We start from the raw sequence: 13802 nt of genomic DNA, 5'->3' as shown, positions 1-13802 counted from the left end.
CCCTTCGCCCGGAGTCAGTCGCCATGTATACCTGTTAGGTATGGGCGATACTAGGGCGTGGAGCACAATACGCAGACGCGGGGAGGAGAGCACGAGTGCGCCTGCCCCTCCTGGCACTCCTCGCGCGCGGCCCGGCCCACGGCTACGAGCTCAAGCAGGACCTTGAGCAACTGCTGGGCGCCGCGTACCCTCAGCCGAACATCGGCCAGATCTACGTCACCCTCGGCCGCCTGGAGAAGTCGGGACTGATCGAGGGCGAGGAGGTCGAGCAGTCGAGCCGGCCCAACAAGAGGATCTACCACCTCACCGACGCCGGGCGTGAGGCGCTGCACGCCTGGTACGAGGAGACGGCGGACGAACCGCGGGTCCGGGACGAGTTCTTCATGAAGCTCGCGCTCGCCCCGCAGACCGGGCTGGCCGACCGGATCGCGCTGATCAACAAGCAGCGGCGGCAGTATCTGAACACCATGCGGAGCCTGTCGAAGCTGGCCGCCGCCGAGAACCGGGACAACCGCATCGCCCAGCTGCTGATCGAGGGCGCGATGCTGCATCTGCAGGCCGACCTGGACTGGTTGGAGCGCTGCCAGGAGGAACTGGAGGAGTCGGAGTGAGCGAGCACCACCCCACTCCTGCGCTGCGCGCCGAAGGCCTGGTCAAGACGCACCACGGCGAGGGTGCTCCGGCGCGTGCCGTGCGCGGGGTCGACCTGTGTGTGGCCCGGGGCGAGTTCGTGGCCGTGACCGGCCCGTCCGGCGCGGGCAAGTCGACGCTGCTGCATCTGCTCGGCGGACTCCAGCGCCCGGACAGCGGCAGCATCTGGCTGGACGGCGAGTGCACGGACTCCTACAGCGAGGCGCGCTGGGCGGTGGAGCGCCGGCGGCGCATCGGGATCGTCTTCCAGTTCTTCAACCTGGTCTCCAATCTGTCGGTCGCGGACAACGTCGAGCTGCCCGCTCTCCTCGCCGGGGTCCCGCCGAAGCGGGCGCGCGCCGAGCGGGAGACGCTGCTGGCCGAGCTGGGGCTGGACGGCAAGGAGCGCAGCATGCCGGGCGAGCTGTCCGGCGGCGAGCAGCAGCGGGTGGCGCTGGCCCGTGCCCTGGTCAACCATCCGCCGCTGCTGCTGGCCGACGAGCCCGCGGGCAGCCTGGACAGCCGGGGCACCCGCGAGGTGATGCGGCTGCTGTCCCGCTTCCACCAGCGTGGCCAGACGATCGTGCTGGTCACCCATGACGCCCGGCTGGCGAGCGCCGCGGACCGCGTCATCAGCTTCTTCGACGGGCGCATCGCGGACGACGCGGAGCTGACCGGCACCCCGTCACGCCGGGTGGGGGCGTCCGGGGTGCTGGAGCTGAGGGACTGAGGCGGAGCATGCGAGCGACCCTGCGCTGGGTGCACTCCGATCTGCGCGCACACCGCGGCGAGGCACTGTTCATCGTGCTCGCGACCGCCGGTGTCGTCGCCTCGCTGCTCCTGGCGACGGCGCTGTTCGGCTACGCCACCAACCCCTGGCAGCGCGTGTTCACCCAGTCCCGGGACGCGCACGTATGGCTGCACACCACCCCCGCCGCCGACGCGGGCAGGCTCTCCGGCCTGGACGGCGTCGAGTCCGTCGCGGGCCCCTACCCCACCGAGTCCGCCACCGTCGCCGCCCGTGGCATCCGCGCCTCGGTCGAACTGCGCGGCACGACCGCCCACCCCGCCACCGGGCGCCCCGTCCTCACCTCGGGCCGCTGGCTGGACGGCGCGCACCCCGACGGCGTGGTGCTGGAGAGCCGCCTGGCCCGTGCCCTGCTCGCCCGGCCCGGCGACGTCCTCACGCTGCCCGGCACCGCACGCACGCTCACCGTCGCCGGGATCGCCGACAGCGCCGAGCCGCGCTACCGCCCCGGTGAGCGTCCGGGCCTCGTCTGGGCGCTGCCGTCCGCCGTACGCGCCCCGGACGGCGAGGTGACGGGGCTGCGCCTGACGGATCCGGACGAGACGGGCTACGCCGTCCAGCGCGCCGTCACCGTGCTCGGGGCCGGTGCGGTCAGCGAGGTCTCCACCTGGCAGCAGGCCCGGTCCGAGGCGCAGGGCGACACGCGGCTGCTCGGCCAGGTGCTGGGCCTGTTCGGGCTGGGTGCCCTGCTCGCCGCGGGGCTGGCCGTGCACGGGGCGATCGGCACCCGGATCCGGGGGCATCTGCGGGACATCTCGGTGCTGAAGGCGATCGGCTTCACGCCCGGGCAGGTCGTCCGCGTCTTCCTGCTCCAGCACGTCGCGTACGCCCTGCTCGGCGCGGTGGCCGCGGCGGCGCTCACGGAAGGCCTGGGCAGCCTGATCCCGGGCCGCCTCGGGGACGCGGTCGACGTGTGGCAGGGGCTGCCGGGGCACACAGCGGCCCTGGTCGGGATACCGGTGGGCGCGGTGCTGTTCATCGCCGCGACCACCGGGCTCGCGGCCTGGCGGGCGGGACGGGTGCCGCCGGTGCCCGTGCCCCGGACCGCCACCCCGGCGGCCGGACGGCTGTCGGGCCTGGCGCGCGGCGCGCTGGGGCTGCGGCTGCGGCTGCGGCTGCGAATACCGCCCACGCTGATCTCGGCCTGGCACAAGACAACGCTCGTCCGCCGACCGTCGACCACGAAACCCGCGGCCCGGGCGGCGCAACAGACACCACCGGCACCCGTCCCACAGACCCCCACCCCGCCCACCGGACCACTGTCGAGCCCGGCGCGCGGCGCGCTGGGGCTGCGGCTGCGGCTGCGGCTGCGGCTGCGGCTGCGGCTGCGGCTGCGGCTGCGGCTGCGAATACCGCCCACGCTGATCTTGGCCCGGCACAAGACGACGCTCGTCCGCCGACCGTCGACCACGAAACCCGCGGCCCGGGCGGCGCAACAGACACCACCGGCACCCGTCCCACAGACCCCCACCCCGCCCACCGGACCACTGTCGAGCCCGGCGCGCGGCGCGCTGGGACTGCGGCTGCCGCCGGCGCTGGTGCTGGGCTGGCACAAGGCGTTCGCGCGCCGGCCGCGCACCCCGGCGACGGTCGCCCGGCTGGCGCTGCCGCTGCTGCTGATCGTGGTGGCGATGAGCGCCTGGACCACCATCGACCGCTTCCACAGCAGGCCCGAGCAGGTCGGTCTCGCCGCCGCGCTGACCGTCCGCCCGGGCGGCGAGGTCGGCGACCCCGAGGTCCACGCCCTGCTGGAGCGCGATCCGCGGATCGCCGCCGCCCACCCGGGCGTCGAGGTGGCGGCCCTGGTGCCGGGTCAGACGGGCACGATCGCCCTGCGCGGTCTCGGCACCCGCCAGGACCCCTACCCGTACGCCCTGGCCGAGGGCCGCCCGGCGCACGGCCGGGACGAGGCAGTGGCCGGGCAGGGACTGCTCGACCTGCTCGACGTGCGCATCGGCGACTGGGTGCGGATGACCGTGGGCGACCAGCCGCAGATCCTGCACATCGTGGGCCGCAGCATCGAGCCGGAGAACGCCGGCCGGGTCATCTCCACCTCGCTCGACACCCTCCGCGAGAACGACCCCGAGCTGCGCCCCACCCGCTACGAGCTGCGCCTGCGGCCCGGCGCCGACCCGCAGGAGGTCGCGGGCGACCTGGCGACGGCGGCGGGCGGGCACCTGGACGTGCACGCCGTGCCCAATCCGGCGGACGGGCTGTCCTCGCTGCGCGGGGTGGTGCTCGGCCTGATCGCCGTGCTGGCCCTGATCGGGATCGTCGACCTGCTGACCGTGATCGGCGGCACGGTCCGTGAGGGCGAGCGGGACCTGCTGGCGCTCAAGGCCGTCGGCCTGACCCCACGGCAGATCACCGGGGTCACGGTCACGGCCACCGCCTGCACCGCTCTGACCGCGGTGCTGCTCGGCACGGCCGTGGGGCTGCCCCTGGCGCACTGGCTGATCGACGCCCAGGGCAGATCCAGCGGCATCGGCGCGGGGATAGCGCAGGGTCCGTCACCCGGCCTGCTGCTGCTCTTCGGTACGGCCGCCGTGCTGGGTGCCGCCGCCCTGGCCGCGCTGCCCGCGGCCCGCGCGGCCCGCCGCCGCCTCGCCGACACGCTCAGTGCGGTGGCCTGAGCGCGGCCCCCGGCGACACCGTCAGACGGTGACCGCGGTGGCGCGCCGGTAGCTGCTGCCGTCGCGCTCGCGCACGAGCAGACCGTTCTCCACGCAGTAGCGGCGCAGCGCGGAGGTGTCGTCGTGGACCGTGCGGAACGCCTCGTTGACCTCGCGCTCGGTGTAGCTGCGGTCGGCCGTGAAGAGGGTTTCCGTCAGATGCTCAAGCAGTTCGCGGCGTACGACCGGACGGACCGGTATCGACGTCAGCCGCCCCTGGGCGAAGAACCCGGTCAGACGCCGGGGCACTCCGGATTGCGCCGGCTCGGCGGGGCGGGCGCGGCGGAAGACCGCCGGGTCGGCCTCCAGGGAGCCGTCGGGCAGGCGCTCCACCAGGCCCGCCGAGATCAGGCGCCCCAGGTGTTTGCGCGCGGCGGCAGAGTCCTCCTCGCGGGGCGGCAGGTCCTGCAGCACGATCCGGGCGTACAGCTTCAGCCGTTCCGGGTCGGCGAGCGCGGCCAGGAGCTGGTCCATGGTGTGTGTCCTTCCGGCGGGTGACGGGCCGGAGCAGTGTCACCCGCCGGAAGTCGGCCGCGCATCCGCTTTTTGGCTGCTACCGCTCACCTGCTTGTGGCGGCTGCGGCTCAACGGCCGCGTAGCTCCCGGTACTTGGCGACCAGGGATGTGGTGGACGCGTCCAGGCCGGGCACCTCCGCGCCCTCGGTGAGCGCGGGCTCGACGCGCTTGGCGAGGACCTTGCCGAGTTCGACGCCCCACTGGTCGAAGGAGTCGATGTTCCACACCGCGCCCTGCACGAACACCTTGTGCTCGTAGAGAGCGACCAGCTGGCCAAGCACGGACGGGGTCAGCTCGCGCGCGAGGATCGTCGTCGTCGGGTGGTTGCCCTTGAACGTCTTGTGCGCGACCAGTTCGTCCGGCACGCCCTCCGCACGCACTTCCTCGGGCGTCTTGCCGAAGGCCAGCGCCTGGGTCTGGGCGAAGAAGTTGGCCATCAGCAGGTCGTGCTGTGCCTTCAGCTCGTCGCTCAGTTCGGCGACCGGCTCGGCGAAGCCGATGAAGTCCGCCGGGATCAGCTTGGTGCCCTGGTGGATGAGCTGGTAGTAGGCGTGCTGCCCGTTGGTGCCGGGCGTGCCCCAGACGACCGGCCCGGTCTGCCACTCCACCGCACGGCCGTCCCGGCCGACGTACTTGCCGTTGGACTCCATGTCGAGCTGCTGCAGATACGCCGTGAACTTCGACAGGTAGTGCGAGTACGGCAGTACGGCGTGCGACTGGGCGTCGTGGAAGTTGCCGTACCAGATGCCGAGCAGGCCCAGCAGCAGCGGCACGTTGGACTCGGCGGGCGCGGTGCGGAAGTGCTCGTCGACGATGCGGAAGCCGTCGAGCATCTCCCTGAAGCGGTCCGGGCCGATGGCGATCATCAGCGACAGGCCGATCGCGGAGTCGTACGAGTAACGGCCGCCGACCCAGTCCCAGAACTCGAACATGTTGGCCGTGTCGATGCCGAACTCGGCGACTTTCTCGGCATTCGTCGACAAAGCGACGAAGTGCTTGGCGACGGCGGCCTCGTCACCGAGGGCGTCCAGCAGCCAGGTGCGCGCGGAGGTGGCGTTGGTGACCGTCTCGATGGTGGTGAAGGTCTTGGACGCGATGATGAACAGCGTCTCGGCCGGGTCCAGGTCGCGGGTCGCCTCGTGCAGATCGGCGCCGTCGACATTGGAGACGAAACGGACAGTCAGCTCGCGGTCGGTGAAGGCGCGCAGTACCTCGTACGCCATCGCCGGGCCGAGGTCGGAGCCGCCGATGCCGACGTTGACGACATTGCGGATCCGCCGGCCGGTGTGTCCGGTCCACTCCCCCGAACGGACCCGCTCGGCGAAGTCGGCCATCTTGTCGAGCACGGCGTGCACGCCGGGCACGACGTTCTCACCGTCGACCTCGACCACCGCGTCCCGGGGTGCGCGCAGCGCGGTGTGCAGGACGGCGCGGTTCTCGGTGGTGTTGATCTTCTCGCCGCGGAACATGGCGTCGCGCAGCCCGAAGACGTCGGTGGCGGCGGCCAGCTCGCGCAGCAGCCGCAGCGTCTCGTCGGTGACGAGGTGCTTGGAGTAGTCGATGAACAGGTCACCGACCTGGAGTGTGTAGCCGGAGCCGCGCCCGGGGTTCGCCGCGAACAGATCCCGCAGATGGGTGTCCGCGAACTCCTCATGGTGCTTGGCCAGAGCGGTCCACTCGGGTGTCTGATTCAGCCTGGTACGGCCGTCTGCGTTCATGGTCCCAACCTACAGCGACCCTGAACACCAAGCAGGTCCGGCCGGGCACCGCGTTTGGTGCCCGGCCGGGTCCAACTGCTAAATCTCGCCGCGCAGTTTGGCGAGCGCCTCGGCGAGGATCGCCTCGCCGTCCGCGTCGCTGCGCCGCTCCCGTACATACGCCAGATGCGTCTTGTAGGGCTCGGTGCGCGGCGGGTCCGGCGGGTTGTCCCGGTCCTGCCCGGCCGGGAAGCCGCAGCGCGGGCAGTCCCAGGTGTCGGGGACCTGCGCGTCGCTGGCGAAGCTCGGCTGGGTCTCGTGCCCGTTGGAGCACCAGAAGGAGACGCGCAGACGCGGCGCGGACTCGCCGCGCTCGGCCTCGCCCATCGGCCCCGCCCCGACCCGGCTTCCTCGGATCGCGTTGCCACTTGCCACGGTCGTAACTCCCTGCGTGATGGTGCCGCGAAGCGAGTCGGCGTTCCGCTTCGCTGCGAGCGCCTCAGTCTACGTAAGGCCCAACGCGCGTCCAGTGATTGGAGTTACAGCCCCCACACATAGACGCAAGCCCCATGATAGGCCGCGCTCAGCTGCGCGTACCGAACATGGGGCGTTACGTGCGAAACGCGTGGGCGGCTCAGCTGTCGATCTTCATCATGATGCCCAGCACGACAATGCACGCGAACCACAGCAGACCGACCACCACGGTGATCCGGTCCAGGTTGCGCTCGGCGACGGAGGAGCCGCCGACGGACGACTGCATGCCACCACCGAACATGTCGGAGAGGCCGCCGCCCTTCCCCTTGTGCATCAGCACCAGCAGCATCAGCAGCAGGCTGAAGACGATCAGGGCGATGGAGAACCCCATAACCACGGCTGGACCAACTTCCTCGGATTCGGATGGACGACGGGGACACAGCGGCCATCCGCTGTGTCCCCGCAAGGGTACGACGTATCGCCGCTACCGCATACTCACTGATCGACTCACTGGTCGCGGAAGCGCACGATCTTGACGAACTCGTCCGCGTCCAGCGAGGCCCCGCCGACCAGCGCGCCGTCGATGTCGGCCTGGCCCATGATCTCGGCGACGTTGCCGGACTTCACGGAGCCGCCGTACTGGATGCGGACCTTGTCGGCCACCTCCTGGGAGTACAGCTCGGCGATCTTGCCGCGGATGGCGGCGCAGACCTCCTGGGCGTCCTCGGCGCCGCAGACCTTGCCGGTGCCGATGGCCCACACGGGCTCGTAGGCGATCACGATGGTCTCGGCCTGCTCGGCCGGGATGCCCTTCAGACCGCCCTCGACCTGGGCGAGGGTGTGGGTGACGTGGTTGCCCGCGTCGCGGACCTCCAGCTCCTCACCGACGCACATGATCGGCGTGATGCCGTTCTTGAAGGCGGCCTTGACCTTGGCGTTCACCAGCTCGTCGGTCTCGCCGTGGTACTGGCGGCGCTCGGAGTGGCCGATCGCCACGTACGTGCACCTCAGCTTGGCCAGCATCGGGCCGGAGATCTCGCCGGTGTAGGCACCGCCGTCGTGCACCGAGATGTCCTGGGCGCCGTACTTGATCTTCAGCTTGTCGTGCTCGACCAGGGTCTGTACGGAGCGCAGGTCGGTGAAGGGGGGCAGGACGGCGACCTCGACGGCCTCGTAGTCCTTGTCGGCCAGAGCGAAGGCGAGCTTCTGGGTGTGGGCGATGGCCTCCAGGTGGTTGAGGTTCATCTTCCAGTTGCCCGCCATCAGCGGCGTACGGGTGGTCATCGAGGGTCAGTCCTCCAGTGCGGCGAGGCCGGGGAGCGTCTTGCCCTCGAGGTATTCGAGGGAGGCGCCGCCACCGGTCGAGATGTGGCCGAATGCCTGCTCGTCGAAGCCCAGGGTGCGCACGGCCGCGGCGGAGTCGCCGCCGCCGACCACGGTGAAACCCGGGGAGTCGATGAGGGCCTGGGCGACCGCCTGGGTGCCCTCGGCGTAGTCGGGGTGCTCGAAGACGCCCATGGGGCCGTTCCAGAAGACGGTGGCGGCGTCGGCGAGCTTCGAGGCGTACAGCTTGCGGGTCTGAGGACCGATGTCCAGGCCCTCCTGGTCGGCCGGGATGGCGTCCGCGGCGACGGTGGTGGGGTTCGCGGGGGCCTTGGTCTTCAGGTCCGGGAACTCGGGGGCGACCAGGACGTCCACCGGCAGGACGATCTCGACGCCGTTCTTCTCGGCGCGCTCCATGTACTCGGTGACGGCCGGGATCTGGTCCTCCTGGAGCAGCGAGATGCCGACCTCGTAGCCCTTGGCCTTCAGGAACGTGTACGCCATGCCGCCGCCGATGAGCAGGCGGTCGGCCTTGCCGAGCAGCTGGTCGATGACGGCGAGCTTGTCGGAGACCTTGGCGCCGCCGAGCGCGACGACGTACGGCCGCTTGACGTCCTCGGTGAGCTTCTTCAGGACGCCGACCTCGGTGGCGATGAGGTAGCCGGCGTAGTGCGGCAGCTTCTTCGGCAGGTCGAAGACCGAGGCGTGCCCCCGGTGAACCGCGCCGAAGCCGTCACCGACGTAGACGTCGGCGAGGGCGGCGAGCTGGTCGGCGAAGGCGGCGCGCTCGGCGTCGTCCTTGCTCGTCTCGCCGGCGTTGAAGCGTAGGTTCTCGACGACCGCGACCTGGCCGTCGGCGAGGCCGCCGACGGTGGCCTGCGCGGAGTCGCCGACCGTGTCGGTGGCGAACGCGACGTCGGCGCCGAGGAGTTCACCGAGCCGCGCGGCGGCCGGGGCGAGCGAGAAGGCGGGGTCCGGGGCGCCCTTGGGGCGGCCCAGGTGCGAGGCGACGACCACGCGGGCGCCCGCCTCGGCCAGTGCCTTGACGGTGGGCAGTACGGCGCGGATACGGCCGTCGTCGGTGATGGTGGTGCCGTCCAGCGGCACGTTGAGGTCGGCGCGGACGAAGACCCGCTTGCCGGCCACGCCGTCGGCGAGAAGCTCGTCGATCGTCTTCATGAGGGGGCTCCTGGGAAGGGCGCTCTCGCTACGAGAGGGCTGGTCGATCTGTACGTGAGGCAGGGCTCGGGCGACGCGGCGTGCGCTGCCCGAGCCCTGCCTCACATCGAGGTGCCTGTGGGTGCTGCTCAGAGCTGGTTGCCGACGAAGACCGTGAGGTCGACGAGGCGGTTCGAGTAGCCCCACTCGTTGTCGTACCAGCCGATGACCTTCACGTTCTTGCCCTCCTGGACCATGGTCAGGGAGGAGTCGAAGGTGCAGGACGCCGGGGCGTTGACGATGTCGGAGGAGACGATCGGGTCCTCCGTGTAGTCGAGGAGGCCCTTCAGCTCGCCCTCGGCGGCCTTCTGGAAGGCGGCGTTGACCTCTTCCTTGGTGACCTCGCGGCCGAGCTCGACGACCAGGTCGGTGACCGAGCCGGTCGGGACCGGGACGCGCATCGCGATGCCGTCCAGCTTGCCCTTGAGCTGCGGCAGGACCAGGGCGGTGGCCTTGGCGGCACCGGTGGTGGTCGGGATGATGTTCTCGGCGGCGGCGCGGGCGCGGCGCAGGTCCTTGTGCGGGAAGTCCAGGATGCGCTGGTCGTTGGTGTACGCGTGGACCGTCGTCATCAGGCCCTTGACGATGCCGAAGTTCTCGTCGAGGACCTTCGCCATCGGCGCCACGCAGTTGGTGGTGCAGGAGGCGTTGGAGATGACGTGGTGGTTCGCCGGGTCGTACTGGTCCTGGTTGACGCCCATGACGATGGTCACGTCTTCGTTCTTCGCCGGGGCGGAGATGATGACCTTCTTGGCACCGCCGGCGATGTGCTTCTCGGCGTCTTCCTTCTTGGTGAAGATGCCGGTCGACTCGATGACGATGTCGACGCCCAGCTCGCCCCACGGGATCTCGGCGGGGTTGCGCTCGGACAGCACCTTGATGGTGTGGCCGTCGACGGTGATCGTGTCGGCGGTGTGCGTGACCTCCTGCTTGAGGCGGCCCAGGATGGTGTCGTACTTCAGCAGGTGAGCGGTGGTCGCGGTGTCACCCAGGTCGTTGACAGCCACGATCTCGATGTCTGCACCCTGCTCCAGCAGCGCGCGGAAGTAGTTACGACCGATGCGGCCAAAGCCGTTGATGCCTACGCGGATCGTCACGAACCGATCTCCTCGTTGGTACGCCGGCCGTTGATGCCGGCGAGCTGTATGGGATGTCCCCGACCGCCTACGACCCTACCTCCCCGAGGCCCCCGTGGTGACATCGAGATGGCCCATACACGGCAGTGCGGTCCGTACCCGCCAGTAGGGGTACGGACCGCCCGGGCCGTGCGACCCGATCACCCGATATGACTACGAACAGTGGGCGGTCGTTGACCTGGTGTTCAGTCGTCGAGCGCGGTGAGCGCCTCGCCGATCAGGTCCCTGCGGTCGGCCGCCGCGGTGACGTGTTCCAGGCCGAATCCGAGCAGCACCGTGTCGTCCGTGGTGACCGCTCCATATGTCTTGAACAGTTCCCCGGACAGACCCCAGTCCTTGACCACCGCCGGGCTGCCCGCGGGCGGTCCGGGGGTGCTCCAGGCACCGAGCGAGGTCTCGAAGCCGTCGGTCTGCCCCGCCGTACCGCCGATGACGACGGCGGCGTTGTCGGCGAGGACGCCGTGGCCGCCGGAGCCCGGGTCGGTGACGTAGCTGAGGGAGACCTCGACCGTCTTCCCGGCGTACGCGGAGAGGTCGAACTCCACCTGCTGCCAGCCGTCGGAGGCACCGGTGAAGCTGTTCCAGGAGCCGCTGGTCCCGGTGGGCGTGCAGCCGCCCTCACCGAGGGTCAGATACCGCTTGAGCGCCGGGTGCGCCTGGATGAAGTAACCGGCCTCGCACTCGGTGGGTACGGCGGTGCCGGTGGCGCCGTTCTTCTCCGGGAGCGTGGTCCAGTCGTCGGCCCCGGCCGTGTGGGCCTCCAGGACGGCGTGGTCGTAGCCCTCTTCCGTGTTCCACAGCAGCCGGGTGCGCAGGGTCGGGGCGTCGGACGCGCTGACCGAGGTGAGGTCGATGGTGCGGGTCAGGCGGTTCCAGGCGTAGTCGGAGTGCGTGACGGCCGCCATGGACGCGCCTTCGTACGGGCCGTACGGGTTGACGGTCCCCGGGTACTGGCCCGCGCCGGCGCTCTCGAACTGCGGGAACGTCTCCACGGGCAGGGTGTCGGAGGTGACGCCGAACGATCCGGCGGTGTCCAGCGGGTTGCCGGGCGTGTCGCCGAGGGTTCCCGTGACGCCCGCCAGCCTGCCGGTGCCGGTGAAGCCGGTGACGTCCGGCAGGGACGTGCGGGTGTGGGCGCCCAGGTAGTACTGGCTGAAGTCGTTCGACAGGGTGCCCCCGCCGAGGTCGACCGAGCCGCCGGCCGTCTCGCCCGCCTCGATCAGCTTGCCGCCCTCATTGAGGTAGGCGCGCAGTGCGAGCTGTGTGGCGACGCCCGGGCGGACGGCGCCGGTGTAGTGGACGACCGTGTCGAAGTGCCGCAGCACCCCGAGCGCGTCCGGTGCGCCCTGGGTGGCGACGTCCCAGACGACGGCCCGTTCCCCGTTGGCCTTCAGCGCGTCGACGTACGTCTGCGCCTGGGTCGCCGGTGCGCCCTCCTCGGCGACGACGAGTACGTCGGCGCGCGGCCGATCGGCGACCGTGTAGGTGAAGTGCTCGCTCTCGGTGCGCTTTCCGGACTTCGTCCTGCCGGTGAACCAGACCTCGACCGTGTCTCCGGGGTCGCCGTCGTCGACCTCCGCCCGGTACTCGTCGAAGTAGAGGTTGTCCTCACCGCCGTACGTCTCGCCGCCCCGCCAGGGCCGAAGCCGCGTGTCGTGCGTACGGCCGCCGTTGACGCGGTACTTGAGCTCCTTGTCGCGCACGGACTTGCGTACGACGACGGAGACCTCCTGGTCGGCGCCGCGCGCGTACGACGTGGTGAACGGCGCGGGCGTGAAGTCGGGGGCGTCGATGCCGACCGAGGACTTGGGCTGGTCGGGCCGGGCGGCGGACTCGGCGACGGAGAGCGCGAACGGGATGTTCTTCTCGAACTCCTGCTGGATCAGCTTCTCGTCGTCCGGGAAGGTGAAGATCGACGCGCAGTCGGCGGCCTCCCAGGCGTCGTCCGGGTCGGCGTTGGAGACGGTCTGACAGGTCGACATCTCGGGCGTGAACATGGCCGCGCCGTGCAGGTTGGCCGCGTGGCCGTCGGTCTCGCCGTTGGTGGTGTACAGCTCGGAGGAGAGCTGCGGGTGGTAGCCGGGGACGGCCGGGTTCTCGGGCGTGCCGGCGAGGGACTTGTAGAGGACGTCGTCCGGGGTGGGCGAAGCGACCTGCCAGCCGACGCCGTAGAGGATCAGCTCGGCGGCGGAGTGGTAGTTGATGCCGTACTCGAAGCCGATGCGCTGGAAGAAGGCGTCCAGCGCCTTGGTCTCGGGCTCGGAGTTGGGGCCGGGGCCGCGGTAGGTCTGGCTGGTGGGGTACGGGGAGGAACCCTCGTCGTCGTAGCCCCACTTGTAGGCGAAGTTGCGGTTGAGGTCGACGCCGTCGCCGATGGTGTAGTGGCCGTCGCCGTTGTTGTCGCGCATGTTCTTGCGCCACTGGCGGTCGCCGTCGGGGTGGTGCGTCCAGTCGTAGCCGTCGGGGTTGGCGGAGAGGACGAACCACAGTTCGGTGGTGTCGACGAGCTTCTTGATGCGCTTGTCGGTGGCGTAGTTGTCCAGGTAGTGGTGCATCAGCCGCCGGGTCATCTCCGGGGTGATCCACTCGCGCGCGTGCTGGTTGGACAGATAGAGGACGGAGGGTTTGGCGCCGTCCTTGGTCTTCCTGGCGTTCTTGGTGAGCTTGAGGGCGAGGATGTCCTGGCCCTGGAGGGATTTGCCGATGGAGACCACCTTGGTCAGGGACGGGTGCTCCTGACCGGTCCTGAGGATCTCCTCCTTGAGGTTGCCCTTGCCGCTGTACGGCCGGAAGACGCCCTCGCCCGCGGCGGTCACGCGCGCGTGTGCCTGCGCCGAGAGCCTGTGCTCCTTGAGGTCGATGCCCTGCTTCTGGAGCTTGTCGGCCTGTTTGTCGGTGAGGTAGACCTCGACGGTGGCGGTGCCCTTCTCGGGGATCTGTTCGCCGAGTTCGTGACTGTCCTGTCCGGTGGCGAGCAGCAGGGGTACCTGCTGCTGGGTGACGTCGGCGCGGAAGACCTTGACCTCTTCGGTGTCGGGGTCGGATGCCTTCTCGTCGGCCTGGGCCAAGGGTGCCAGGGTGAGGCCGCCCAGCAGGAGCACGCCGGCGGCGAGGATCGATCTCGCTCTTCGTCTCATGAGCCCCCCTTGCGGTGGTTCGCCACGGTGGCGAGTGGATGCCAGGCTCATGACAGGGCATGGTCAAGTCAAGACCGCCTCATGACACGCGAACGCCGGTGTCGACCACCCATGTAGGCGTCTTCACCGGCGTCTTGATGGCCCTTCAGGTCTTCCCTGACCCCAGGTCACCCCTGCCCTTCAGGTCATCC

The 13802-nt window shown here is 70.4% G+C and carries 11 protein-coding genes; 3 read left to right on the top strand and 8 right to left on the bottom strand.

The window, feature by feature from the left end; all coding sequences use genetic code 11:
• The first annotated feature begins 95 nt into the window (after nt 1–95).
• Genes SSP24_RS09295 through SSP24_RS09285 form a run of 3 tightly spaced genes read left to right on the top strand, consistent with a single transcriptional unit; the run spans nt 96 to nt 4071 of the window.
• Nucleotides 96–611, top strand: coding sequence for a PadR family transcriptional regulator (locus SSP24_RS09295; protein ID WP_141308770.1), 516 nt, complete (start codon nt 96–98; stop codon nt 609–611).
• Nucleotides 569–1360: an ABC transporter ATP-binding protein gene (locus SSP24_RS09290; protein WP_373306659.1), complete on the top strand. Its 792-nt coding sequence runs from the start codon at nt 569–571 to the stop codon at nt 1358–1360. The genes SSP24_RS09295 and SSP24_RS09290 overlap by 43 nt, the downstream gene beginning before the upstream one ends.
• 8 nt (nt 1361–1368) lie before the next feature.
• On the top strand, nt 1369–4071 hold the full coding sequence (locus SSP24_RS09285) for an FtsX-like permease family protein (protein WP_141308767.1): 2703 nt from the start codon (nt 1369–1371) through the stop codon (nt 4069–4071).
• Nucleotides 4072–4092: 21 nt separating this feature from the next.
• Here the strand turns inward: SSP24_RS09285 and SSP24_RS45295 are convergent, their stop codons facing one another.
• The 8 genes from SSP24_RS45295 to SSP24_RS09245 all read right to left on the bottom strand — a co-directional run bounded on the left by SSP24_RS45295 (nt 4093) and on the right by SSP24_RS09245 (nt 13611).
• Nucleotides 4093–4584 carry a DUF2087 domain-containing protein gene (locus SSP24_RS45295; RefSeq protein WP_141308765.1) on the bottom strand — a complete coding sequence of 164 codons (492 nt, stop codon included), beginning with the start codon at nt 4582–4584 and terminating at the stop codon, nt 4093–4095.
• 110 nt (nt 4585–4694) lie between these two features.
• Nucleotides 4695–6344, bottom strand: a complete 1650-nt coding sequence (pgi, locus tag SSP24_RS09275; RefSeq protein ID WP_141308763.1) for a glucose-6-phosphate isomerase — start codon at nt 6342–6344, stop codon at nt 4695–4697.
• A 78-nt stretch (nt 6345–6422) separates the two neighbouring features.
• The gene (locus SSP24_RS09270) at nt 6423–6758 is read right to left on the bottom strand and encodes an RNA polymerase-binding protein RbpA (RefSeq protein WP_078066843.1); all 336 of its coding nucleotides are present in this window, start codon (nt 6756–6758) and stop codon (nt 6423–6425) included.
• A 199-nt stretch (nt 6759–6957) separates the two neighbouring features.
• Nucleotides 6958–7188, bottom strand: coding sequence for a preprotein translocase subunit SecG (gene secG / locus SSP24_RS09265; protein WP_174864633.1), 231 nt, complete (start codon nt 7186–7188; stop codon nt 6958–6960).
• Between the two features lie 116 nt (nt 7189–7304).
• Nucleotides 7305–8081: a triose-phosphate isomerase gene (tpiA, locus tag SSP24_RS09260; protein WP_141308759.1), complete on the bottom strand. Its 777-nt coding sequence runs from the start codon at nt 8079–8081 to the stop codon at nt 7305–7307.
• Nucleotides 8082–8087: 6 nt separating this feature from the next.
• Complete coding sequence (locus tag SSP24_RS09255; protein WP_141308757.1) at nt 8088–9299, bottom strand: phosphoglycerate kinase; 1212 nt, start codon at nt 9297–9299, stop codon at nt 8088–8090.
• 128 nt (nt 9300–9427) lie between these two features.
• Nucleotides 9428–10435, bottom strand: a complete 1008-nt coding sequence (gene gap, locus SSP24_RS09250; protein ID WP_141308755.1) for a type I glyceraldehyde-3-phosphate dehydrogenase — start codon at nt 10433–10435, stop codon at nt 9428–9430.
• 224 nt (nt 10436–10659) lie between these two features.
• Complete coding sequence (locus SSP24_RS09245; RefSeq protein ID WP_141308753.1) at nt 10660–13611, bottom strand: M14 family metallopeptidase; 2952 nt, start codon at nt 13609–13611, stop codon at nt 10660–10662.
• Between the last annotated feature and the right edge of the window lie 191 nt (nt 13612–13802).

Origin of the sequence: Streptomyces spinoverrucosus (assembly GCF_006539505.1) — a bacterium.
Lineage (GTDB): Bacteria > Actinomycetota > Actinomycetes > Streptomycetales > Streptomycetaceae > Streptomyces > Streptomyces spinoverrucosus.
Note: the sequence above shows the minus strand (reverse complement) of the source record. Positions and strands in the feature narration are given on the sequence as shown.